The organism is Psychrobacter sp. PSi21 (assembly GCF_054960615.1).
In genome coordinates this window covers 1-26,401 of sequence record NZ_JBHNYR010000019.1, presented here as the reverse complement: position 1 = coordinate 26,401, position 26,401 = coordinate 1, and the positions used below count along the sequence as shown (strand labels likewise).

Here is a 26,401-nt window from a genome sequence, read left to right as displayed (position 1 = left end):
ATGGTGAGTGATATTTAGTGGCTATACTGATAGTGACTATACTGTGTTGATGTAACTGAATTGATGCATCAAAACGACGAAAAACCGCAACAAGCCATTCGCGGTCATTATCAACAGTCTGGTTTAAACACAAACTATAATGTCATCTTTTTTAGCTTTTTAAGGCTCAAGTAACCGATGTGGCTTTTGTCATCTGTCGCGTCTATCGCTGTGTCTGACAATGGCGTGATAACCAGATGCCCACCAGTGAGTAAATCACTGACCTCATATATCTCATATATCTCATCAATATCGACTTGTTGCTTGTCGTCAATATGTGCGGCGGCATCCAATGGCGAATCGGCATCTTGAAAGCCGTACTGCTGATAAAACGCGGTTTGTCTGGCTTTTTTAACGGCCAATGCTTGCGTCGGCGCGACGATCAGCAGCTTGTGATGATATTCTTCAAACTCGCCTGCGATATAACCACCGAGGTTGATAAAAAACAATCGCATCTCATTACCCGCCTGCTCAAAATAAGACTGGTCAGCAGTATTGGGTTGCCATTGCACACGGTGCCCGTCAACCACGGTCACCTGCCGATATGCATCCAAATGCCATGCGTTTTTTACTTCTGGCCAATGCGTGTTGATCGCCGTGACAAAATCGCTAATATGCTTGCCAACCCCAAAGTACATATCATGCTGCTCAATCAAGCGCCCTCTTGGCCGCGCCCCAATTTTTATCATAAATAGTGTTGGCATTTTTCTTTACTCTTGTCTGTCTGTTCTTTTTTAATATGTATTCAATCGTCACTTCCAGTTATACCATAGCTGCTAAGTAGACACAGCAAAAAAGGCGCGACCGACTAGGACACGCCTTTTGTATGACTCTGCATGAATATTGCTATAAACTGAATCATAGCAAAAATAGGATTAAAATAAAACTATAGTTTGCTAGAAAATTATATTTTTATACCAATAAGCAATAATTATTTTATTTTAACAACTTTATTTTACTACTAATATCCATGCGCATCAGTGCTTCTGGTAACTTTTCCATCGCCATATCAATCGTCGCAGTGGCCGCTTGCGCAAAACCCAATTTTTCTGCCAAAGTCGGCTTTTGTCTTGATAGTAAGGCATAGACTTGATTGTCTTCCATGAGCTCCAGCAGATAGCTGTCCGAGGTTTGCAGACGATCAACTAAGTTTAAGTGCAGCGCATCCTCACCATACCAGTGCTCACCCGTCGCTACTGTTTCCAAATCTAGGGTCGAGCGATAGCGATTAACAAAATGCTTAAACAACTGATGTGTTTGCTCCAGCTCTTCTTGATATTTGGCACGATCTGCTTCGTCATTTTCACCAAATACCGTCACTGTGCGCTTATAATCACCAGCGGTAAACATCTCATAATCGACGTCGTGGTTTTTAAGCCATTTGTGAAAATTGGGCAGCTGTGATACCACGCCAATAGAGCCGATAATGGCAAATGGTGCCGCAATGATGTTGTCCGCCACGCAGGCCATCATATAACCCCCGCTGGCCGCTACCTTGTCAACACAAACGGTCAGCTTTAGTCCTGCGTCTTTTAGGCGCACCAGCTGCGCGGCTGCTAGGCCATAACCATGTACCAAGCCGCCGCCTGACTCTAGGCGTACCACCACTTCATCGCCTTTATTTGCGGTACTGATTAATGTGCTGATCTCTTCACGCAAATGCTTGACTGCAGTGGCTTTGATATCACCATCAAAATCAAGCACAAAAATCTGACGCGCTTCTGTCTTTTTATTTTTGCCCTTAGCCATTTTTTTGGCTTTTTTCTCCAGACGCTTTTTCATCGCTTTGAGTGCAGCTTTGCCTTGCGTGGCTTCTGTCAGCTCATGACGGCGCTGCGCTTGGGTTTTGTTTAAGTGCATGACTTTAAGTTCGATTGGATTTTTTTGCGAATGAAATAGCATAGAGCAGTCCTTGGTTCATAAATATGACATCAATATAGTTATAATATGAGTCAAATAATATCAAATGATTGGTAAAGCGTTGATATGCGCGCAAGCCTCATAATTTTCAAGCGCGAATGCGATATTTTCTCATCATCTGTTGACAGGATTTGTAGCGAGATGTGTCTGTCTGACATTATGTGATTTGCAGGCTTGGTTTGCGACAGATTGTGCGCCTACAGTTGTATAACAAAAGCACATTAGGCATAATGTGCCTTTACAAAAAATTTTATGCAGCCTGCGCGATGATTGTTTATCTTCATCGCGTTTTATGTGCTATTTTTTCGAAGTTATCGGCGATATTGCTGGTAATTTTCGTATTTTTATTATGGCAAGTAGCGCCGCGAATGCCACTATTGGCGCGGCAACGGCCAATATATCCTGACCCAACCAAACTGTTTAATTAAGGGCAGCTTGGTTGAAATCAGAAGCATATGGCTGCATTATCGTACTTTGAATTGGGCTGACAACTGGATAACTATATTATGATGCACAGTGAATACCGAGATGAATACTGCGGAGCGGTAACCGAAAGCTTACTGGAGCAAACCATCACCATCGTAGGCTGGGTACACCGTCGCCGCGATCATGGCGGCGTGATTTTTTTAGACATGCGTGACCGTGCAGGTATTTTGCAAGTGGTTGTGGATCCAGATACGCCAGAAGCATTTGCCACGGCTGATGCAGCTCGTCCTGAATATGTGCTCAAAATCACAGGCCGCGTGCGTCGTCGTTACGAAGGTACTGAAAACGCCAATATGACCAGTGGTCAAGTTGAGCTGCTTGGCAAAGAAATTGAAGTATTGGCCAAATCTGAAACGCCACCGTTCCCACTCAATGATGAGAACAGCACGGTATCAGAAGATTTACGCCTCAAATACCGCTACTTAGACATGCGCCGTCCGCAAATGCAAGAGCGTATGGTGTTTCGTGCTAAAGCCACATCCGCCATCCGTCGCTACTTAGATGACCACGGCTTTTTGGACGTTGAAACCCCAATTTTGACTCGTGCTACTCCTGAAGGTGCGCGTGACTATCTTGTACCGTCACGTACCCGTCCCGGTAACTTCTTTGCCTTGCCACAGTCACCTCAGCTGTTTAAACAGCTGCTCATGGTGTCAGGATTTGACCGTTATTATCAAGTGGCCAAATGCTTCCGTGATGAAGATTTGCGCGCCGATCGTCAGCCTGAATTTACCCAAGTCGATATCGAGACTTCTTTCTTAAATGAAGAAGAAATCATGGATATTAACGAAGGTCTGATCAAGCATTTGTTTAAAAACATGATGGATGTTGATTTTGAAAAATTCCCGCGTATGACCTATGCTGAAGCCATGCGCGATTATGCCTCAGACAAGCCTGACTTGCGTATTCCACTCAAGCTTATTGACGTGGCCGACTTGATGCAATCGGTAGATTTTAAAGTATTTGCAGGCCCTGCCAACGATCCTAAAGGCCGCGTGGCAGCACTACGTATCCCAGGTGGCAGCTCACTAAGCCGTAAACAGATTGACGAATATACCAAATTTGTGGGTATTTACGGTGCGCGCGGCTTGGCATACATCAAAGTCAATGATGCCAGCAACATCAACAACGGCGTCGACAAAGAATCAGGCCTGCAGTCCCCGATCATCAAAAATATGACTGATGATGTGCTTGCCAGCTTGGTTGAGCGTACTGAAGCGACAGATGGCGATATCATCTTCTTTGGTGCGGACAAAGCCCGTATCGTTAACGATGCCATGGGTGCGCTACGTCAAAAAATCGGTTTGGATCTGGACATGGTCACCTGCCAGTGGGCGCCGCTTTGGGTCACTGACTTCCCAATGTTTGAAGAAACCGACAATGGCCAGTGGACCTCAATGCACCATCCGTTCACCAAGCCAAAAGGTTCTGTTGACGAGCTGAAGAACAGCCCAGAAACCGCCCTATCTATCGCTTATGACATGGTACTTAACGGTACTGAAATCGGCGGTGGTAGCTTGCGTATCAATACCCTTGAAATGCAGCAAGCGGTCTTTGATGCCCTCGGTATTGACGAAGCCGAAGCCGAAGACAAGTTCAGCTTCTTGCTTGACGCCCTAAAATTCGGTGCGCCGCCGCATGGTGGTATTGCCTTTGGTTTGGATCGTCTGATTATGCTTATGGTTGGCGCAAGCTCAATCCGTGACGTGATTGCTTTCCCAAAAACCAAAACAGCCGATTGTCCATTGACACAAGCACCTGCTGAAGTCGATAGCAAGCAGCTGCGTGAACTGGGTATCCGTGTGCGCGAAAAGGCGCAAGCAGACACCAACAGACCCGCACAGTAAGTACGCTTTTGGGTCGTTGTGAGCGTTTATGAATCCTTATCAGATCTTTAAATATGTGCCATTGCCCGCGATGCGGGTAACGGCACGTCTGGCCGCCAATGTGATTGTACGGCTGCCCAATGCCAGTATGGTACGCAGCATCAAGATCAACATGCGCTTGATCGGTCGCACGCCTGCGGCCGATGCCAAACTGATTAAGAATATCGTACGCAACCAATGCTTGAGTAGTGTCGAGTCGATCAAAAGCTGGGCCATGGCGCCGCAGTGGAGTATTGAGCAGATACATACTGTCCATCATCAGGAGATTTTGACCAAAGGGCTAAACAACCCAAACGGCATGCTCGCCATCGTCCCGCACTTAGGGACATGGGAGGTGATGAACGCGTGGCTCAACCAGTTTGGCGCACCGACCATCATGTACAAGCCAGTCAAAGAGAAGATGGTCAATGACTTTATCCTGCAAGGACGCAACCGCCTAAGTGCGACGCTTGTCCCCACCGACAGCAGCGGTGTCAAAGCCATCTTTAAGACGTTAAAAGCTGGCGGCTTTAGTATTGTGTTACCCGATCACGTTCCTGATCTCTCAGGTGGCGTGGTCGTACCCTTTTTTGGTATTGATACCTTATCCAGTACACTGGCATCAAAACTGGCCAGCAAGACCAAATGCGCTTTAGTCGGCCTGTCCTGTATCCGCCGCGATGACGGTCAAGGGTTTGATATCTATTGCTATGATCTTAGCGACTCTAATTTGTATGATCGTGATGCCAAAAATGCTGTCAGCGCGCTTAACACCGCCATGCAGCATATGATTGACGCACATTTTACCCATTATATGTGGGGCTATCGCCGCTTTAAGCACCTTCCCAATATAGATAATCCCTACCGCGCTGACCCTGAAGCGTTAACCCAGTTTATCAAAAACCGACATACTCACTAGCTTGGTGCCTACGCTGTCACATCATTCTTTGTGAATCTATCGCTTGCGTCTTGTAGCATCACGGATGAAAATATACAGCATCGCTAATTCATGCTAAGCTTAGCGTTTGTTTGCTTTCACTGATTTTTGGCCGTTATCTGCATTGTATTGATTCTGGCCACCCCTACCGAAGACGATCTATCTATGACTTCACCCACTACCCATGAGGCCGCCTCCGAGCAGCGCTACGTTATTTGTATGAAATGGGGTACCAAATATGGCCCTGAATACGTCAACCGTTTGTACAATATGGTCAGCCGTCATCTGAGCCTAGACTTTCAGATGGTATGCCTAACCGATGACAGTAACGGTATTGATCCTGCGGTTGCCTGCTACCCCATTCCTGAGATGGATTTGCCTGCAGGCCCCGAACGTGGCTGGAAAAAATTGACCACCTTTAAACCTGAGCTATATGGTCTTAAGGGTACAGCCTTGTTTTTAGACATTGATATCGTTATTGTCGATAATATTGATGCCTTTTTTACCTACCAAGCCCAGCACGAAGACAGTGTCGTCATCATTCGCGACTGGAAGAAACCGTGGCGCATGATTGGTAACAGTTCGGTATATCGCTTTAAAATCGGTATGCACACTTATCCTGACTTGCTGGCAAACTTTGAGCGCAACTTTGATAGCATTCGTACCCAAGTACGTCATGAACAAGCTTATCTCTCCAACTATCTACGTGAGCACCATCATTTAGAATACTGGGACAAGACATGGTGCGTGAGTTTTAAATATCAGTGCTTGCCGCCTACTCCGCTTAACTTCGTCCGAGCACCAACCTTACCTACGGGTGCAAAAATCGTCATCTTCCATGGCGAGATCAATCCGCCTGATGCTATCGAAGGTGGGGGCGGAAAATGGTATCGCCATGTCAAACCCAGTCCATGGCTTGAGCAGTATTGGCGCTAGGTAACAGGTAAATATATGAAAAAGTCCAACTCACAAGATATAGACGTCGTCATCGCTTGGGTAGATGGCGCCGATCCCATACTCAAGCAAAAAAGAGTCCACTACAAGACAAATGAAGCGGTAGCTTCAGATGCCATCACTGCCACACGGTTTGCCAGCGATGATGAAATATACTACAACATTGCCTCCATCCTCAAATACGTGTCTTTTTGTCGCCATATTTATATCGTCAGCGATCAACAGCAGCCTCGTTTTATTGAACAGTTTGCCGAGCAGAATATCTGTGCGGTCAATAAGATACACATGGTTGACCATCAAGAGGTATCCTCAGGGTATGAGCAGTTTTTACCGACCTTTAAGGTCAAATTCAATCTTCGAAAATCTCGATTCAAATTATTTGGTACGGCTATCCAGCCACACCACAGCACAAATGCTTAGTGCCAAAATATTGGGGATATTCCGATTTCTTGAGATTCACCACTATCCACATATTGTGGATAAAAACATCTTGCTCGACTACTTACGTCAGCACCCCAAATGGTTAACAGAGCAAATCAAATATAAATTCAGGGATGTCGCACAGGTCAATCCCATAACACTTATGAACCACCTGAAAATTCAAAAAGGCGAAACACATTTAAAACCTAATACCACTGTCAATTATCTAAAAAATGAGGGTAGCGTAGAGGATTTCGTCATTGCTTTAGAAAATAAAACGATTAAGTATGGCTGTATTCAAAGTTTGGATTTTCTCAAACCTGAGCCATATCACCAAGTTCTTGACGGGATGCGCGAGAAATTCTCGGCGTATCTTCCCAGCGACGTACTAGAAAATATCGATACAAGAATATAAGTTAACGTGTAGTCGCAATGTTGACTGTCCACAGTAAAAATACCATTTGGATATATTATGAAAATAGCAGTAGTGGGTACAGGCTACGTAGGCCTATCAAACGCAATGCTACTCGCGCAGCACAATGAAGTTATCGCTGTCGATGTGGTTGCTGAAAAGATAACTATGTTAAATGCAAAACAGTCTCCTATTGAAGATAAAGATATCGAAGACTTTTTATTGCATAAAAGCCTCAACTTTTCTGCCACGTTGGATGCTAAAGCAGCTTATAAAGATGCTGACTTTATTATCGTTGCGACACCGACCGACTATGACACTAAGACCAATTACTTCAACACATCGACTGTAGAATCCGTGATCGAGCAAGTGCTCTTAGTTAACCAACAAGCAACTATTATTATAAAATCTACCGTGCCAGTCGGTTATACCACGAGTATCAGCGAGCGCTATGCGACTAATCGTATTATTTTTTCGCCTGAATTTTTGCGCGAAGGCAAAGCTCTTCATGACAATCTCTATCCTTCACGCATTATTGTTGGTGCGCAGTCTGAACAGGCTGAGATATTTGCTAATCTATTGCTTGAAGGTGCCATTGAAAAAGATGCACCGCTATTATTTGTACAGTCTACTGAAGCTGAGGCGATTAAGTTATTTTCCAATACTTATCTAGCGATGCGTGTGGCTTATTTTAATGAGCTTGATACTTATGCACAAACCTTTGGCCTTGATACCAAGCAAATCATAGAAGGCGTTGGTTTAGACCCACGTATTGGTAATCACTATAATAACCCCTCATTTGGTTATGGTGGCTACTGCCTACCCAAAGACACCAAGCAGCTATTAGCAAATTATGACGAAGTACCAAGCAACCTTATTAAAGCCATTGTTGACTCTAATAGAACCCGCAAGGACTTTGTCGCGGACAAAATTATCGAAAGACGTCCAAAAATCGTAGGGATACACAGACTGGTCATGAAAAGTGGGTCAGACAATTTTAGAGCATCCGCGATACAAGGCATCATGAAACGTATTAAAGCAAAGGGTATCGAAGTAGTTGTTTATGAGCCTGTATTGGAAGAAAATGATTTCTTTAATTCACGAGTTATTAAAGACTTAGATGCTTTTAAAGCCATGAGCGACGTTATTGTCGCCAATCGCTTATCTGATGAGATAAAAGATGTGGCAGACAAGGTATTTACTCGTGATCTATTCGGGAGCGATTAATCTGTGGACTGAGTGGGTTCTGAAGCAATGATGTGAATTATAGAAATTATTAAAGTGCTTTAAGGATATGATAATGGATACATTAAACAATATTGGTATTTCAGTAAAGGGCAAGCCTCTCATCATAGAGAATTTTAATACAAAAAAAATAGACATTAGTCTGAATAATACTAATGTCAATATATTCGCGTCAGGTCCTTCTATAGACGATGTATATTTTGATAACCCCTTGCTATCTAATCCTACTATATTTGTCAATGGTAGCTTAAGTCTTATTGGTCAATATAGTTTTAGCAATGTTGTAGCCTACGTAATAAGTGACGAGCGTTTTATAAAACATAATAGCGATGTGCTCAATACTTTTTATTGCGGACAACCACTGTATATCACTGTTAGTGCGTTGCACTCTATGATAAGCCAACTACCCCATCTAATAGAGAAGTATCATCAAAACATACAGTTGATACATGCCGCTGATAGACCTATTCCTGCTCAGACAATGAATTCTTCTTTTCAAACGCTTGTATCGAAAATTACCCGCAAGCCATTTATAAAGCAGCGTACACCTAGATTATCCTTATCCCACTTTGAATCTCAAAGTAACTTTGTGATAGATATGACGCATCATCCTGAGCCCATTGGAGTATCCTTGGACGTTAGCGATGGTTTTGTAGAGGCTGGAACGGTGGCCTACGTGGCGGCACAACTGGCTTATACCTTGGGAGCGAGCACTATAAACTTGTATGGTATAGATCTTTTGAATGCCAACCAGCCAAGATTTTACGAAGACAAAGATAACAAAGCACCTTGTAAACTTGAAAAGGCTATTTATGAACGTATCATACCATCATTTAACTTACTGATTAACGAGTATAAAAAACAAGGAGTGCAAGTTGTGAATCATTCGCCTATTTCAAAAAATCTATTCATCCAAGTATAGATAGGTAGCTAAGTCATTTATTATCTATCAATTGTATGTACTGCTGTGCAATAGTTTTAGGTAAGAATCCTTGATTAAAAGGAACATTAAATTCATCTGGACATTGCATTGCTTGCTCTAAAACAGCTGCTAACTGAACGATATTATCTACCTCTGTTAGGTTATTTGAGGGTAACATCTCTCTGGGTCCTGAGGGGCAATCTGTACTGATTACTGGTGTATTCAGCGCTAATGCTTCTGCTATCACTCTGCCAAAACCCTCAAACCTAGAAGATAGAACCATCAGTTTGGCATTTTTTATGTAAGGGTATGGGTTTGATTCAAACCCCATAAAAAACACTTTGTTTTCTAGGTTTAATTGCTTTACTAAATCTTGCATATCAGATAGCAGGCTGCCTTTTCCAAGTAAAACAAGATTATATTGTTGACTCGTTTTGGCATAAGCTTTAATTAAAACATCATGTGCTTTTTGATATTTGAAACTGCCAACATGAACAATATAAGGGGGAAGGTTTGGTGTTTGCATATCTGCAAAATGCTTTATAGATTTTCTATCTATAGGATTGTAGATGGTTTGGATATTATTAAGCCCTAAAGTCTGAATAAAATCCTTAGTAACACCCTCACTGATTCCAATGCATTGATGGTATTTGTAAATATCTCTAATTTTATTTAAGGATATTGGTTTGGATCTTTGTTTAATTTCTTGAGATAGAGTATTGCGAATTACATGAATAACATTTGATAGTTTACTATGCGCTAAAACACGGTCCGCTCTATCTAGATTTGAAATAGTCAATAGTGGGCTGCCAATATGCTTTTTGACATATTTATCAACAGTTTTAGCAAATATTTGATATCTAACTTTCTCCGATGGTATCAACTTAAATGGCTTAAAGCTCACTTGATGATAATAAAGATGTGGGGATAAATCATATTCTACAGTGGATTTAAATCTCAGGATGTGAACTTCATAACCTAGCTCATAAAAACCTTGTCCAAGTGTTAGTACTGATTTTTCAGCACCCCCTCCCTGTAGGCAGTTAATTACTAATAGTATTTTTTTTAATGTCATAGTCTACTATCGCTTATTTATCTAATAATATATTGCTAATGATACTTAACGAAAATTGACTTTCTTCATTTTGAAAGACCTTGTAAACCTAACGGCTTCTTTTTTAATCTTAGTAGTTGTCGATAATTTCTTTTTTCTCGTCTCAAGCTCTTTTTGCTCGTCTCTATATTGTTGTAAGTCGCTTGTTAACTTTATATTATCACTATTAAGAACTGAATCTTGGATAACCACAGCAGGATATAGTTGATGAACAGCTATGTTTTTGATGTATTTCCGTTGATTAAAAACAATTGCATCAATAACATCTAGCTTTGGTAGCTTATTGATATAATCAACTAAGTATTTTGCACCACTCAAAGATAAAATATATCCGCCACAACCAAGGTTCTTGCCCAACATCTTATAAATTTTTCTATCAAAATTCTCTAATGACTTTGATGTAAATGACAACTCTACCCTTGCTCTAAATTTTTCCAACTTCAGCACATCGATATTTTTCAACCATTTAGTATCAGTCATTAACATGCCGAAGTCTTCACCTAAATGTATATCATCTTCGAATATCGCAATATATTCAAGGTTCCTTTCTACTGCCAAACACCAAAGCTTAATATGACTCAATGCACATGCTAACTCGCCTGTAGATAGATCGCTGATAATCTCTTCATTCAAATTCAATTTTTTAATCTCTACCATTAATGTATCTGGAGTGACAGCATCAAAAAATTGAAAATTAGTATGATGTGATTTAAACTGACCTTCAATATGGTCACGTCTTTCCCACTGATTTTTAAGACTGATGACATAGCTTTCAATCATATTCGTTTCTCGTTCCAGTTATATATAGGTATTACTTGTGTAATATACACTAAGAGTTCAGTGTGTTTATCACTTACCAGTGAATATATTTATTAAATAAATTCATAATAGGGCGGGATCACCTAGAGGCAAGTTATCGTCAATGCTATATAGCTTCGATAGCTCACTTTTAGTAAGCCTACCACGTACTGTGAAACAAGTATCTAAGCCAATATTTTTCATTTTCCTGACTTGCTTGGCATTGCTAAGAGGTCTTAATAACCCTGAACCCCAAATAGTTGTGCTCTGATTTGGAAAATATTTCGCGTGCTCGATGATAGACACTACTGTAAAAGTAGAGTGCGTTCCATTTAAGTATTTAGAATGAATAACTTGCTGCCCTGTTACAAGACTTATAAGCCAAGGTCCTATTAAGTCTCCAAAATTCACCTTATCATCCCACCAATAAGCATGATATAAGTCCGAAGTCACAAGCTCATTGTTATCAACCCCAAAACTTTTTAATCCATCAGTATATATAACAGAGCTTTCTTTATTAGAAATATTTTAAAAAAACTCATAGATAATAGCTTATAATATAATTAAATTTTTAAAATGCGTCGCTTTGTTGATATTTACTCCTTCCAATGTTCAGCTACCCAATCAACTGGCAAGATAAAATGACGCAAATGGCGCAATGGACGCTTTAAGTTTTTTGGCTCTATGAGCTGTTTAAGATGATCACGAGTATTATTAGCAGAATTCTTATCATACTGACCACATATAGCATCAGTAGGATATAACCCACCAGGGAAAATAACAATACGAGCACCTTTAGGGATTTTAGGCGCTTTAAAATAGTTAAGCGGAAATGGCTGACGGCATTTACGTCTAAAGTGCGCAACCCATGCTTTTGGAAACAGCTTGACACCACCTGGTGCATTACGAGTCACAAAGCGCTGCTCGAAACGATATTCATCAGCGATACCTTGCGGATCGGCTTTGAATTTTTCTTGTAGTGATACCAATGAGCCAACCTGAAAGCGAAAGCAAGATGTCTGGCCGAGGCGCTCTAGCGGATTGCTTGGGTTGTATGACAGGACAACGTCTTCTGGCTTGCCGTATTCAAAAAAAGGATCCAAACTGTCTACTATAATCACATCCAAATCTACGAATAATACTGTACCCGTTAAATTTCCCAGCTTCTCACCCCACAAGCGTGACTTTGGCCATTTGCCTAGTGTGTTGGTTGGCATAGTCACATCAAGCGGCGGCAGTTCTTGGCATTCAATTTCTGGGCGCACGTCCGTAGTATCGTCAGTAAAACAGACAAAACGAAACGGCGGGGTGATGTTACGTGAGACCATACCATATAACTTGTTGGCATAATCGGCGCCGTACTTTGTACCCCATTTGATACAAATAATTTGCTTAACATTATTGTTATCTGTTGTATTAGAATTTATTGTCATCGACTGCTCACTTTAATCGTATGAATTATAGGTGAGATATATTAGCATAAAATACCAAACGGTTATGTCCAACTTTATAATCTGGCCAAACCTCTATTCTTTAATGCGCTGTTCATTATTAGCAAGTGTCTTGTTTGAGACAACAGACTGATTTGGTTTATAAGCGTCATAAATAAAAAACCCATCTGACACAGACATGTCAGATGGGCTGTTAACCTAATATCACTCTATGTGGTAAAAGGTATGGCTACAGCGGCGCTTAAATATCAAATACCAAGGCACGGTCGCCGTCAGCATCTTGAATGCGCGTTGGTAGGCCAATATCATTGAGCAAATTGATAAGTGGCTTAGGATCTAGCTCTTCAACATTGACCATCTTGCCTGCGTCCCATGCACCAGTGGCGACCAATATTGCTGCGGCAACGGGTGGTACACCTGCGGTATAAGAGATGCCCTGACTGCCCACTTCATTGTACGCGTCTTTGTGGTCAGAGACATTGTAGATAAAGACTTCGGTATCTACGCCATCTTTTTTACCTTTCACTTTGTCACCGATACAAGTTTTGCCAGTATAGTTTGGTGCCAGTGAGCTTGGATCAGGCAGAACGGCCTTCACCACTTTTAGCGGTACGACTTCTTGCCCCTCTGCGGTCATCACGGGCTGCTCAGATAGCAAGCCTAAGTTTTGCAGGACGGTAAAGACGTTCATATAATGCTCGCCAAAACCCATCCAGAAGCGGATGTTTGGTACATCTAGGTTTGCTGATAATGAGTGCACTTCATCATGACCACTCAAGTAGCTGTTTTGTACGCCAACGACTGGCAAATCATCAGTACGTTTGACCTCAAACATCTTGTTAGACTGCCATTTGCTGTCTTGCCAAGAATAAACCGTACCAGTGAACTCACGGAAATTAATCTCAGGATCAAAGTTGGTGGCAAAATATTTGCCATGGCTACCCGCATTGATATCGATGATATCAATATCAGTTACTGAGCCTTTATCCATCATATCGTAGCCAATTTTGGCATACGCATTGACCATACCAGGATCAAAACCTGCACCCAAAATCGCAGTGATATTATTGTCGGCACAGCGCTCGCGGCGTTTCCATTCATAGTTGCCATACCATGGCGGTGTCTCACAGATCTTGCGCGGATCTTCGTGAATGGCAGTATCAATATAAGCCGCACCCGTCTCAATACAAGCCTCTAAAACGCTCATATTAATGAAAGCTGAACCCACATTAATCAGAATCTGAATGCCTGTCCCATTAATCAAGCCGATCAGCGCTTTGGTATCCATCGCATCGACTTGATGCGTATGTAGCGTGGCTGGCTCTTTAAAGCTGCCCTTTTCCACCACACTTTTGGCAATCGCATCGCATTTATCTTGCGTACGCGACGCAATGTGAATCGCGCCAAGCACATCATTATGCATCGCACACTTGTGAGCGACCACTTGAGCCACGCCGCCTGCGCCAATGATGAGTACGTCTCGTTTGGTTTCTTGAGTTGTGTTCAATGAAAAATCCTCCTTTGTGTTTCTGTCAGCGCCGTGAGTCGTGGCTGTTCAGAACAGAAACGAGTGAATGATATGCGTGAATTAAAAAGGAAGACCGAGGAAAACCCACGCACCCGTTGAACAACGATCACCGTCACTGTTCGACGGCGATTATAACAAGTTTTTATCACTTTTCGGCAACAATTACTGTTCTTATCGCAGGCACTGACGTGATTATCGTCGAACGTCTAAAGCCAACCTTCTATCATTAAATTAAGACAAGCTTGCCTTATAATCTTGGTAATCAAACTGACGTTGCACAGTGACAGTGCCATCTAAGCGGCGAATCACGATTGCAGGCATATTGACGCCATTAAACCAATTTTTCTTGACCATGGTATACCCTGCCGCATTGCCAAAAGCCACCGTATCGCCCACTTGTAGCGGTGTGTCGATAACGTATTCGCCAAAGATGTCACCCGCCAAACAAGAGCGACCATAAATAATGGTGTTATCAATCGTCTCAGCGGTCGCTGGTGCCACTGCCCTAGCGCTACCGTTAATAGCAGAAATGGGGGCCGATTCACGATAAATCAAGAGGTCCAGCATATGCGCTTCAATCGACGCATCCACCACCGCCAGATTTTTTTCGTTATGCAAGGTGTCAAGCACGGTGGTGACCAGCTCGCCTGCACCATGAATGCTTGCTTCACCAGGCTCCAAATACACCTGTACGCCATACTTCTCGCTAAAGCCTTTTAAGCGTTCAGCCAACTGTTCAAGCGGATAATCAGGGGCGATAAAATGAATGCCACCACCAAGGCTCACCCACTCAAGCTTAGCCAGCGCGTCACCAAAACGCGCTTCAATATCGGCCAAGCTGGCGCTAAATGCCTCAAAGCTGTCATTTTCACAGTTATTATGGATCATCACACCTGTGATATCAGGCAATACTGCTTGAATACGCGCTTTGTCATGCTCGCCCAATCGGCTAAAGGGGCGCGCTGGATCAGCAATGATAAATGAAGAATTGCTGGTTTTTGGATTCAGACGCAGTCCAACTGGGATATTTTTGGCGGCTGCTTGTGCTTTGAACGCCTCTAGCTGCGAGATCGAGTTAAAGATAATTTTATCCGCGTAGCTGAGCACCTCCTCAATCTCGTCAGCACCATAAGCCACACTATAAGCGTGCGTCTCTTTGCCTTCGCTATCACCAAACGTCTCGTAACCCAAACGCACTTCATTGAGCGATGATGACGTTGTGCCATGCAAATAGGGCTTCATGGCCTCAAACACACCCCACGTGGCAAAGCACTTTAGCGCCAGTAGCGCCTTTGCACCAGACAGCTCACACAAACGCGCCACAACTTTTAGATTGGCCACGATGGCCGTTTCATCCAATAAATAATAAGGCGTCGGTGCAAGCGGTGTCGAGACGGTAGCAGATTTTTTCATTGTAAATCACCCAATAGCAGTAACAAGCATGGCTTCTATCGACGTGTCCGCAGTACAACATAACCGAGTTGTCAAGCTGCTGTGACACGCCAAAATATTTTCGCTATAGTAGTATAAACCCATCACAATTAGAATAGCTTATGTCCACTTCACCTGATTATTCTACGTTTTTAACGCGGCCTGAACTGGCACACCTGCCAGCGGATGCATGTGCGGTGCTTAATTTTTGGTTTGACCCCGAGCACGAGGCCTGTTGGTTTGCTGATAGTGTGACCTTTGATCAAGAGATTGCCGATCAATTTGGCGATCTTTGGCAGACAGCCGTTAACGGCATGTGTGCCAGCTGGCGGCGATCAGCTGGCGGTGATGGTGACAACGTTGCCAACCTTGCAGGACGTCTTGCAGAAATTATTGTCATCGATCAGTTTTCGCGCAATCTCAATCGCAACGATGCCACTGCTTATAGATATGATGAAATGGCGCTGGTGTTGGCACAAGAGGCCGTGTGTCAGCCTGACTTTGCCGCGCTGCCCACCCAGTGGCGCAAGTTTATGCTGCTACCCTTTATGCACTCTGAGTCCAAGGCCGTTCATGGACATTATGTAAAATTATTTGAACAGTTGGGTGATGTGCAGACACTTGATTTTGCTCATCAGCACAAAGCCATTATTGATGAGTTTGGTCGATATCCGCATCGTAATGAGACCTTAGGCCGTCAGTCAACGGCAGCGGAAAAAGCCTTTTTACAGCAGCCCAAGTCGTCATTTTAACAAAAATATCTATCTGACTCTGGTGGCGTGCCGTGACGTAGCTATCCGATCAAAAGGCGCAGTCTGTGACGATTCACAGACTGCGCCTTTTGCTAAATACTTAATTGACCGCGCCTGTCGTAAAGGTAAACTGCTTGGTCATCATGTCGCTACCGTCAACCATAATATCAAAGCTGACCTCATATTCTGTATTGCCATGCAAGCCGCAGTTGCTGCGGTTTAGACGCGTATCAGTACAGCTACTTAAATCATCAGTAATCGGCAGGATAAAGGCTTCATTTTGTGCCAGTGCATAGCTGGTATTTGGATTGGGATCTTGCTCACTATCAATTAGTGTAACAGGCACATCACTGTTGCGCTCAATGTCATGAAATTTGATGTTGCTGACCTTAATGCTATCTGCTGTCGGTATACGGATATAGACAGGCTGGCCAATCGGGTCAGTGGCAAGGTCGCGACCCGTATTGGCCACAGGACTTGGCGACTCATTGTATAGTGCCGTATTGGTGTCAGTGACACCTGCGCACGGATATGTCAGCACACCATCAGTAGCGGTAATACGATTGTCTACGCTGTCTGCTGATCCTGATGAGGTGTTAACAAACACATAGCCTTGGTTGGTATTGGCATCTTTACCAAATGGTGTGTAAGCCACCATTCCTGATCCTGTTTGGCTCAGATACGGTAGAACCAATGATTTTAAATGATAAGGCGCGGCCAGCAGCGATTTTGCCATGGCTTGAGCAGCAAACTCTGGTGAGGTTATTTTACCTGAAGAGTCAAAAGAGTTGGTTTGTACGATGTTTTCTACCACGCCATATCTTAAATCTGGATAGGCCGCCTCTAACAAGCGCTCCTGAAAGCTGACACCAGTGAAAAAAGGATTGTTATTCCCTGTCACAGACTCAATGCCAGCGATACTACCTTCAGTATGGGCGTTAAAAAAATTCGGAGTGCTGTTGGCAAACACATGCTGTATATATAGCGCATGCTGAGTGGCAATTTGACCTAGCGCCTCATTATTACTTAAGCCGCTAAGACCACAGCTTTGACGGGCTAAGCTGAGGGTATTAGAACCTGCCAGCGCCGCTTGCGGATAGTTTTGACTTTGAACACTACTGATGTCGACTTGATTGTCAACTTGAGGTAAACCCACATTTAACTCATCAGGCTGCTCAGTGCGATCTGGCTCAGCAGGTGTTGTGGGTGCAGTTGGTGGATTTTGCGGCGCTTGCGGACTTGCGGTAGTCCCGTCTGATCCACCCCCACCACAACCTGCAACGAATAGTGCGGCAAACAGGATGGAAGTAAGGCCTTTCCTTGGCGGTATCATAGTCATAAATCACCCTTTTGTCATATCAAGATCAAAGAAAATGATGCCGTTGCTCAACATCAATCACATGGGTTAAAACCTATCGAAGCTTTTTCAATATTACTATAACTTATTGTAATGTAAAGCATTAATATCACTACATTTTATATTTAACTATCGGTGGTCTCATATGATGTATGGATGGTTTTTTCGGTGTACAGGTCGTGCTTAATATTGTTTATACCTTCGAGTTGTAATAAGCTACTTATGTTTATTATTTTTTAATCATTCAAACCAATAATCACAGGTATTCTAAAGCATACTTACCTAAGCAAGCGCATATACCCCATGTATAAATGACCCTCTCACTGTATTCTATCCGTAATACTCACTGGAAGATAATATGATCCTTCAACAAGAAAGACTGTCTGCGTTAATAAAATTTACCCAACAAACCTTACTTATTAATAAAAAGCCACTAACCCATCTGTCTCAACATACGGATTTTGTACGTACAGAAGAGCAACTTTTACATTTACCTGGTGTGACTTTTAACCAAAGTATGGATACAGAAGAAGAGACGTGGCTTCGTATCGAGCGTCTGCACGAAAGCCATGCACCGTTACCAAAAAACCATCTATTACGGGTATGGCTTAGTTTTACCCAAGTATTTAGTGAACTGCCAACGCTTAAAACCAAAATACTCACATCAGACTTATTGAATGCAGGTGTGACATTCCCACAAACCTTGTCCGATACCACAGACCACTTTGAGTCTACTTTTGTTTCAGCAGACAGCGATTCAATTTATTGTAACTTGAGTACTTTTTTTGACAAAAAAAATGTAGAACAGGCTTTAGAAGATTATATTCAAAACATATGGAAACCTTGGCTAGAACAAGAAAAACAGATACGTAAAAGTATCAAGCTCTACGGCGATTTGTTTTTATTGTCTAAAGACCTACAAGGTAATTTAGCGGATGCCAAACTTGAGCTGGTATGGGGAGTTGGTGTCGCGCTATGGAATAGAACGGATACAAATCGTATTAAATACCCACTGCTTACTCAGGTCGTAGAGATATCATTAGACAAGAACACCATGGCATTGAGTATCAAACCGAGTATGGGATCCGTTAAGCTTGAGACAGAGGCTTTTTCTTCTTCAGAAAACCCCAATTTGGTGACCTTGATAGACACGAAAAAAGTATTTTTCAATAGTGATGATATTACATTTAATCCTTTTAAAACCAGCACTTACTCTCCTATATTAAATACAGCGGCTTCTTTATTAGACCCATCTGGTAAGTATTGGCCAAATCAGATAAGTGATCATGACGAAAATAACAGAAAGCTTCCTAAAGCAACGTCTCACTTAGTCATCACGGATACTTGGGTCTTGATAGCTCGCCCAAGAAGTGACAATTTTTTGTTGCAAGACCTAGAAAAATTTAACGAGCAACTCACAAGCGACTCAGCCTCAACAACCATACCCAATGCACTGGCAGCAATCCTGACAGAACCTGACACAGAGAATAAAGTCATTGCACTGCCCCACTATCGCGGTATTTCGGCTGTAGTAGGTCAGTCTGATGATTTTGGTAAGCCTAATGATCTATATTTCCCTAAAGCTTATAACGATGAACAGGTTCGTATCATTCAGATGCTCCAAGCTTATGATGGTGTGGTGGTGCAAGGTCCTCCTGGTACAGGAAAAACACATACGATTGCAAACGTGATTTGTCACTATCTTGCTTCAGGCAAAAGAGTATTAGTGACCTCTATGAAAGAACCTGCTCTGTCGGTACTCAAAGAAAAATTGCCTGAGAGTATTCAACCACTTGCCGTCAGCCTACTGAGTAGTGAAAACGAATCTATTAAACAGTTTGAAACTGCAATAAGAAAGATATCGAGTGAAGTGTCTAGTATAGATCGTAAGCAATATCAATCATCCATCGATCATCTTGATGATACGATTGATGTGACTCATGCACAGCTATCCAAAACAGATACTGACATCGCTTATTGGGGTCAAGTAAATCTAGAAAACGTGATCCTTGATGATGAAGTGATAACCCCGCTTGATGCAGCAAAAACAGTGGCGCTACAACAAGAAATGATCAGCTGGTTTCCTGATAAACTGGGGATAGAAGATATATTTAAGCCGCAATTTTCTAACTCAGACATCTCTGGGCTAAGAGAAGCCAGACTCAACATTAAAGATAATTTAATCTATTTACATCAGCACCTGCCTGCATTTGATGATTTTCCAACCGCGACCGAAGTCGTTACCTTACATCAAAATTTAATACATATCGATGAGTTAGAACAGGCTGAAAATGATGGCAGACTGCCCCGCTTGGTAGACAATAACCCTGATACCATCAAAGCTGTCGAAAATTTGGTTTTAAAAACTGAGCAATTAAAATATCAAATACAGGAGATATCTGATGCCAATCTTACTTGGGCATCATCATTACAAAAGCACTTGTATGCCGATCATAAAACCGAGCTATTTGGTCATTTTTTGACACTTAAAGAAGAGATCAAAGCACAACTGACTCAGCGTACTATTTTTATCACTAAACCAGTCACTATTTCTGATGAATTTGACAATAATCCAGATCTGGCAAACGCTGTTAAAAATTTGGCCGAAGACAAAAAGCCATTTGGTTTGGCAGGCCTGTTTGGTAAAGCGGCAGAAAAGAAACAGCTGGCGTGTGTCACTGTGCTGGGTACTAACGTGACTGGTACAGAAGATTGGCAACATGTATTGGCATTGATTGAGTTTAGGGCACTGGCAAAATCGTTAATGACACGTTGGAATGCATTAGCACCTGAGCTGTCGCTACCAACCGTAACCCCAAGTGCGGATAGCTACAAAGAGCTGTCAGTAATCATTCAATCTATAGAGGCCATTCACGCCAATTATTTACTTGAACTAGACATTCAAACCACGCTGCAGCGCCTGTTGCCAACATGGCAGGCGAGCCGCCAAAATAACCATACCTTGTTAACCCTAACACCTATTATCCACACACTAAAACAGCTATTGACCAAGCACACCTTGAACACAACTGATATCTTAAAAGCCACTCTTCATGAAGCAGTAGCTAATAGCTCAGGCCCGATTATTGACAAGATAGCTGCCTTTGTCAAAGACGATCTTGGAAATGAAGGTGGTGCCAATGAAGATATTACCGCGCAATGGCTCAGCTTAATGACTGAGCTTAGTCATATTCATAGTTTGTCAGATGATTTTAATCAGGTTCATACTGTCACAGAAAAAATCGAACAATCAGGTGCTGTCCTCTGGGCCAAGATGCTGCGAGAACAACCTGTTTCTGATCACCAAGAAACACTTCTGCCAGATAATTGGCGAGAAATTTGGCGCTTGAGCAGATTGGTCAGCTTTGTTGAAGACATTGATGCCAGACAAGAGCTGCGCGGACTCAACCGTAAAAGACGCGAACTGGAACAGCATTTATCTAAGTTGTATCAGGATGTCATTACACAAAGAACGTGGTTACATCTTGCAGAAAACGCCACGCCTACTGTTAGAGCTGCGCTTGAGCAATATAGAGCGGCTATTGTCCGTATCGGTAAGGGCACAGGTAAACGCGCACCTCGTTACCGTAGGGAGGCTCAGGAAGCATCTGAACAAGCCAGCGCTGCGATACCATGTTGGATTATGCCCCATTATCGTATCAGCGAGTCGCTTCCAGCCAGTTTTGGCAGCTTTGATTTAGTCATTATTGATGAAGCTTCACAATCTGATTTGACGGCACTGCCTGCATTGATGCGCGCCAAAAAAGTCTTGGTGGTTGGAGATGACAAACAAGTCTCTCCAGATGGGATCGGTCTGGATGAAGACAAAATCAAAGATCTAATGGGTCAGCATCTCGCCAATCAAGTCAAATTGTATCAATCACAAATGTCACCCGAACGCTCAATATATGATCTATTTAAGGTGGTTTTTGCTGATAGTTCAGTCATGCTAAGAGAGCACTTTCGCTGTGCAGCACCCATTATTGAGTTTTCAAAACGTGAATTTTATGATCATGAACTAAAGCCTTTACGTAAGTCCAAACCCTCCGAGCGCTTAGACCCACCACTTGTGGATATATATGTCACTGATGGCTTTAGAAATCATAGAAAAACCAATCCCTCTGAAGCACAATTCATCCTTGATGAGATCAAGGCTATCGTGGAAGATGCTGATTACAAAGGCAGAAGCATTGGTGTGATTTCTCTCTTAGGTAACGAACAAGCACGCTTGATTATGGAGATGCTAAGCCGTGAGCTGGGTGAGAAGGTTATCACAGAGTTTGATATCGCTTGCGGCGATGCACGCACTTTTCAAGGTAAAGAAAAAGACATCATATTTTTATCATTAGTGGTTGCGCCAGGAGACGCTCATGCTTTAACCAGAACGTCATTTGCACAAAGAATCAATGTTGCCGCTTCACGTGCGCGAGATAGAATGTATTTGGTTCGTAGTATTAATCTGGATGAATTAAGCCCAGCAGATATGTATAGAGCCAAACTGATACAACATTTCCAGCAGCCATTTCTTCAGGATAACGCACAAGTCGAAGATTTACGTAGTCAATGTGAATCTGCTTTTGAAACCGAAGTGTTTGATATTCTGGTTGAGCACGGCTATCGCGTGATACCGCAAGTGCCAGTCGGACAGTATCGCATTGATATGGTTGTAGAAGGAGAAAATGACAACAGTCTGGCTATCGAGTGTGATGGCGACCAGTATCACGGTCCTGATAAGTGGCCAAGCGACATGCATCGTCAACGCATTCTTGAAAGAGCAGGCTGGACATTTTGGCGCTGCTTTGCCTCTACTTTTGTATTGCACAAAGAAACTGTCGTTACAGAGCTTTTGGCTGAGCTCACTCGGTTACATATTCATCCTATACCACATGCTCACGCTCCAAGTCGCTTATATACTGAGACTCGTCAGATACAAGCGCTTGCAGAGTCCGTAACTGACGACGAACCTATGGCTGATGCGAATACGACTTGCCTGTTATCATGATAATGGGCTTAACACGTTTAACATGAATCGTTTGAAAGTGAGAAAATTTATGTATTTGCGCCATCAAGCGCGCGTTTAACTGGCCCAAAGCTGCGGCGGTGCTCAGGTAACACGCCGTGGTCAGCAATCGCTTGCATATGCGCAGCCGTTGGATAGCCTTTATGCTTAGCGATACCATATAGCGGATACTGCTCGGCAAGCTGATACATGGTCTGATCGCGGCTGACTTTGGCGAGGATACTGGCCGCCGCAATACTGGTATGACGGGCATCGCCTTTGACCCATGCCTGCATATCAATGTCGCCACATACAATACCATTTTGATTCAGTAGCGCCTCATCTATATCAGGACAACGGTTTCCATCAAACAGTACTTGCCACGCCGCCCCATTCGCCATTTGAGGCGCGGCCGCTGTTAATAACCGCTCCGTACACAAACGCATGCCCAGCATGGTCGCCTGTAAAATATTGATTTGATCGATCACAGCAGCAGGAATATCTGCAATCACATATCCCAATGCATGCTCGCTTACCAAGGGGAAAAGCTGGTCGCGTTTTTTTTCACTCAGTTTTTTGGAATCAGTCAAAATGGTCAGTGGTGTTTGATCGAGCGGCGCATCCTCGATAAGCCCTGACCACGCAGGCGGTAGAATAGCAGCAGCTACTGTTACACTACCCAGTAGCGGCCCGCGTCCTGCCTCATCGACGCCAATTTGTAGCGGCTGAGCCTGCTGATCGGCGGTGTTAAACAACAACACAGCGTCGCTCAAACAGCTTGATAGCGCGCCTGTCAACGTGATCGTGGCGGCTAAGTTTAGGTATTGTCCTTTCACATCGATATGATCGACATGATGCTGCAATGATACGCGTTCTGCTGTCGAGGTGATGCGGTGAGTCTGCTGATCATTCATAGCTATACTGTGCTCTTTCATGCTTGAGTTAGTCAATATATTCAATCTGCTGCTGATAATGTTGCAAAAACCACTGCTCAATCACGCTATCGGCAGGACGATGGTTGCTTTGTTGTTGCAGCATGAGCTTGGTTTCGACAAGTGCGGTCAGCTGCTCTGTATAGGCGCGCGGCTGCAGCAAACGCATGATCGTACGGCAGATATTTTCTCCACTTGCCTGATCCTGAATCAACTCTGGTACAATGAAGTCGCTTGCCAAGATATTAGGCAATGCCACATAAGGTACCTTTACCAGACGCTTGGCGATTTGATAGGTCAGCTGATTAAGCTGATACACCACTACCATCGGCCGCTCCAGCAATAACGCTTCTAGCGTGGCCGTCCCTGAGGCCAGCATCACGATATCGGAGGCGGCCATCGCTTGCTGGCTAAAGTCAGTCTGACTGTCATCATAAACCACCACAATCGCGGCGCGCAGCTGCTCTGAACACTTATCAATCACATCTTGCACGATGTACTGATGGTTTTGATCTACGGTTGGGATAATAAAACACAGCTTTGGGTCAAGCAGCAGTAACCGCTGAATGCCATCAAGCATACGTGGCAATATGGCATTAATTTCACTACGGCGTGAGCCTGGCATCACACAGATCAACTGACTGACATCATCAAAACGCTCGATAAAAAACTGCTGCAGTCCGTCATTGTGCCACACCAGATCACTACGCAGCTGATTGGTCGGTGTATCGACCAAATATTGATTGATGCTGTGCAGTAGCGGGTGCCCCACACAGATGGCAGGATGGTTGTGGCGTTGATAGACAGGCAGCTCAAACGGAAACAGGCACAGTATCAAGTCAGTTGCAGCCTTAATACCATGAATACGTGACTCACGCCATGCCCAAATCGAAGGACTGACGTATTGCACACAAAAGATACCTTTGGGTTTGAGTTTTTTCGCCACACGCAAATTAAAGTCAGGCGCATCAATACCGACAAACCAGTCGATATCCGCAGCAGCAAAAGCTGTCAGCAACTCGCGGCGCGCTTTAAACAAATCGGACAATTGGGACAATACCTCAACCAATCCCATCACCGCCAGTCGCGATAACGGAAAAATGCTTTGCAACCCTTGTGCCTGCATTTGCGTACCACCAACCCCCACCCAGATGATGTCATCACGAAGCGTATTCATCTGCTGCATAAAGTCTGCACCTAGACTGTCTCCTGACACCTCACCCGCCACAATGCCAATCACCAAAGGCGTTCCTGCCTCATGCAGCGTATCTGCAATGCCCTCTGGCGTCATGGACATAAGGTCTGTAGCAGAAATAGTCATGACAAACTCTCAATATAAATCAGATAAAATGAATCGTAAAACACACCAGTATAGCAGCACTGCCTACTAAAAATAACAGGCATTGACTCAGACCAAGCCGGAAGAGTCACTGTAAACCCGACCAATTTAGACAATAACTGAGATCAAATCGATATTTAATTTCCTCAATCATCACTATCAGTGCTGACAAATCAGTTGTCAGAAAACAGTAATACCGGCGTCCAGCGCCCAAAGTACGGGCAAGTATAACAAAATTTTGGTTTTGACATTCCAGTAATCAGTCAATTAACTGGGCGACTGCCCTTGTCAACCCATGCTTTTGTCCGCATAATGAATGCTCCTATAAATTAGCTAGACGATGTATAATCATGACTATACCAGCTACTCATAACGCAGACATTGATGACGTGAATATTGAAAAATTCATCCCCCTTATTACACCCGACGAACTAAAACAAGAACTACCCCTTTCAGAGCAAGCGTATCATACCGTTTTGCAAGGCCGTCAAACCATCCAAAATATTTTGGATGGTAAAGACAAACGTCTGTTTGTGGTAATTGGTCCTTGTTCTATTCACGATATTAAAGCCGCCCACGAATATGCCGATCGCTTGGCTGTGTTGGCAAAAGAAGTCGAAGACACTATTTTTGTGGTGATGCGTGTGTATTTTGAAAAGCCGCGTACCACAGTCGGCTGGAAAGGCTTGATCAATGATCCTGACATGAACGACAGCTTTGATATCGAAAAAGGCCTGCGCACCGCTCGTAAGCTGCTGCTGGATTTGAACGAGAAAGGTTTGCCTTGTGCCACTGAAGCCCTCGATCCCAATACCCCGCAGTACATGCAGGATTTAATCAGCTGGTCAGCCATTGGCGCTCGTACCACCGAAAGCCAAACTCACCGTGAGATGAGCTCAGGTCTGTCCTGTCCTGTTGGTTTTAAAAATGGTACAGACGGCGGCATGACCGTAGCTGTAAATGCCATGCAAGCGGTCAAAGCCGGTCACAGCTTCTTAGGCTTGTCATCAGATGGTAAAGTCTCCATCATCAAATCCAAAGGGAACCCTTACGCACACGTGGTATTACGTGGTGGTAACGGCAAGCCAAACTACGATGAAACTGCAGTATCGCAAGCAGAAAACGAGCTAGAAAAAGGCAAAACCAACTGCAAAATCATGATTGACTCAAGCCATGCCAACTCAGGCAAAGATCCCTACTTGCAGCCGATGGTCATTCAGAACGTCGCTGAACAGATCGAAAATGGCAATAAGTCGATCATTGGCATGATGATTGAGAGTCACTTAAAAGGCGGTCGCCAAAACCTAACCAGCGACTTGAGCAAGCTAGAGTATGGCATGTCGATCACAGATGGCTGCCTCGACTGGGATAGCACCGTCACTGCATTACATAAATTACGTGATACCATCAAAGACGTCTTGCCTAACCGCTAATTACAATCATAGCGATGATGTTTAATACTCATTGCTATTAACCATCTAACATAAAAAAGCCCATCGA

At 43.4% G+C, this 26,401-nt stretch carries 18 protein-coding genes and 1 pseudogene; 9 read left to right on the top strand and 10 right to left on the bottom strand.

Annotated features, from left to right (window positions below; all coding sequences use genetic code 11):
• Positions 1-134 precede the first annotated feature (134 nt).
• Positions 135-743, bottom strand: coding sequence for a DUF1543 domain-containing protein (locus tag ACFI32_RS12295; protein WP_462626888.1), 609 nt, complete (start codon positions 741-743; stop codon positions 135-137).
• 232 nt (positions 744-975) lie between these two features.
• A complete protein-coding gene (sohB, locus tag ACFI32_RS12290; protein ID WP_462626887.1) occupies positions 976-1,941 on the bottom strand; it encodes a protease SohB in 966 nt (321 codons plus the stop codon).
• A 524-nt stretch (positions 1,942-2,465) separates the two neighbouring features.
• On the opposite strand from sohB, the gene aspS reads away from it, so the two are divergent.
• The 6 genes and pseudogenes from aspS (at position 2,466) to ACFI32_RS12260 (ending at position 9,200) form a co-directional block, all read left to right on the top strand.
• Positions 2,466-4,292 carry an aspartate--tRNA ligase gene (aspS, locus tag ACFI32_RS12285; RefSeq protein WP_462626886.1) on the top strand — a complete coding sequence of 609 codons (1,827 nt, stop codon included), beginning with the start codon at positions 2,466-2,468 and terminating at the stop codon, positions 4,290-4,292.
• A 28-nt stretch (positions 4,293-4,320) separates the two neighbouring features.
• On the top strand, positions 4,321-5,229 hold the full coding sequence (locus tag ACFI32_RS12280; RefSeq protein ID WP_462626885.1) for a lysophospholipid acyltransferase family protein: 909 nt from the start codon (positions 4,321-4,323) through the stop codon (positions 5,227-5,229).
• Between the two features lie 183 nt (positions 5,230-5,412).
• On the top strand, positions 5,413-6,183 hold the full coding sequence (locus ACFI32_RS12275) for a glycosyltransferase (protein WP_462626884.1): 771 nt from the start codon (positions 5,413-5,415) through the stop codon (positions 6,181-6,183).
• 15 nt (positions 6,184-6,198) lie between these two features.
• Positions 6,199-7,036 (top strand): annotated as a pseudogene (locus ACFI32_RS12270) (Stealth CR1 domain-containing protein).
• A 57-nt stretch (positions 7,037-7,093) separates the two neighbouring features.
• Positions 7,094-8,260, top strand: coding sequence for a nucleotide sugar dehydrogenase (locus ACFI32_RS12265; RefSeq protein WP_462626883.1), 1,167 nt, complete (start codon positions 7,094-7,096; stop codon positions 8,258-8,260).
• A 73-nt stretch (positions 8,261-8,333) separates the two neighbouring features.
• Positions 8,334-9,200 carry a hypothetical protein gene (locus tag ACFI32_RS12260; RefSeq protein ID WP_462626882.1) on the top strand — a complete coding sequence of 289 codons (867 nt, stop codon included), beginning with the start codon at positions 8,334-8,336 and terminating at the stop codon, positions 9,198-9,200.
• A gap of 13 nt (positions 9,201-9,213) precedes the next feature.
• On the opposite strand, the gene ACFI32_RS12255 is transcribed toward ACFI32_RS12260, so the two are convergent.
• From ACFI32_RS12255 to ACFI32_RS12235, 5 genes are all read right to left on the bottom strand, one after another.
• Positions 9,214-10,275 (bottom strand): glycosyltransferase, encoded by a 1,062-nt coding sequence (locus ACFI32_RS12255; protein ID WP_462626881.1) that lies wholly within the window; start codon positions 10,273-10,275, stop codon positions 9,214-9,216.
• A gap of 45 nt (positions 10,276-10,320) precedes the next feature.
• Entirely contained in the window at positions 10,321-11,094 is a 774-nt protein-coding gene (locus ACFI32_RS12250; RefSeq protein WP_462626880.1) for a glycosyltransferase family 25 protein, read from the bottom strand.
• Positions 11,095-11,708: 614 nt separating this feature from the next.
• Complete coding sequence (locus ACFI32_RS12245; protein ID WP_462626879.1) at positions 11,709-12,545, bottom strand: glycosyl transferase; 837 nt, start codon at positions 12,543-12,545, stop codon at positions 11,709-11,711.
• A gap of 259 nt (positions 12,546-12,804) precedes the next feature.
• Positions 12,805-14,070: a saccharopine dehydrogenase family protein gene (locus tag ACFI32_RS12240; RefSeq protein ID WP_462626878.1), complete on the bottom strand. Its 1,266-nt coding sequence runs from the start codon at positions 14,068-14,070 to the stop codon at positions 12,805-12,807.
• Positions 14,071-14,322: 252 nt separating this feature from the next.
• Positions 14,323-15,504, bottom strand: a complete 1,182-nt coding sequence (locus tag ACFI32_RS12235) for a carboxynorspermidine decarboxylase (RefSeq protein ID WP_462626877.1) — start codon at positions 15,502-15,504, stop codon at positions 14,323-14,325.
• Between the two features lie 140 nt (positions 15,505-15,644).
• On the opposite strand from ACFI32_RS12235, the gene ACFI32_RS12230 reads away from it, so the two are divergent.
• Positions 15,645-16,274: a DUF924 family protein gene (locus ACFI32_RS12230; RefSeq protein WP_462626876.1), complete on the top strand. Its 630-nt coding sequence runs from the start codon at positions 15,645-15,647 to the stop codon at positions 16,272-16,274.
• 100 nt (positions 16,275-16,374) lie between these two features.
• On the opposite strand, the gene ACFI32_RS12225 is transcribed toward ACFI32_RS12230, so the two are convergent.
• A complete protein-coding gene (locus ACFI32_RS12225; RefSeq protein ID WP_462626875.1) occupies positions 16,375-17,613 on the bottom strand; it encodes a spore germination YkwD domain-containing protein in 1,239 nt (412 codons plus the stop codon).
• A 376-nt stretch (positions 17,614-17,989) separates the two neighbouring features.
• Between ACFI32_RS12225 and ACFI32_RS12220 the strand changes: the two genes are divergently transcribed.
• Positions 17,990-22,633: an AAA domain-containing protein gene (locus ACFI32_RS12220; RefSeq protein ID WP_462626874.1), complete on the top strand. Its 4,644-nt coding sequence runs from the start codon at positions 17,990-17,992 to the stop codon at positions 22,631-22,633.
• A gap of 47 nt (positions 22,634-22,680) precedes the next feature.
• Here the strand turns inward: ACFI32_RS12220 and ACFI32_RS12215 are convergent, their stop codons facing one another.
• Together ACFI32_RS12215 and lpxB are read right to left on the bottom strand one after the other, a co-directional pair.
• The gene (locus ACFI32_RS12215) at positions 22,681-23,544 is read right to left on the bottom strand and encodes a ribonuclease HII (RefSeq protein WP_462626873.1); all 864 of its coding nucleotides are present in this window, start codon (positions 23,542-23,544) and stop codon (positions 22,681-22,683) included.
• A 28-nt stretch (positions 23,545-23,572) separates the two neighbouring features.
• Positions 23,573-24,859, bottom strand: coding sequence for a lipid-A-disaccharide synthase (gene lpxB / locus ACFI32_RS12210; protein WP_462626928.1), 1,287 nt, complete (start codon positions 24,857-24,859; stop codon positions 23,573-23,575).
• A 392-nt stretch (positions 24,860-25,251) separates the two neighbouring features.
• Here lpxB and ACFI32_RS12205 point away from each other — a divergent pair, with 392 nt between their 5' ends.
• Positions 25,252-26,334: a 3-deoxy-7-phosphoheptulonate synthase gene (locus ACFI32_RS12205; protein ID WP_462626872.1), complete on the top strand. Its 1,083-nt coding sequence runs from the start codon at positions 25,252-25,254 to the stop codon at positions 26,332-26,334.
• Positions 26,335-26,401 lie beyond the last annotated feature (67 nt).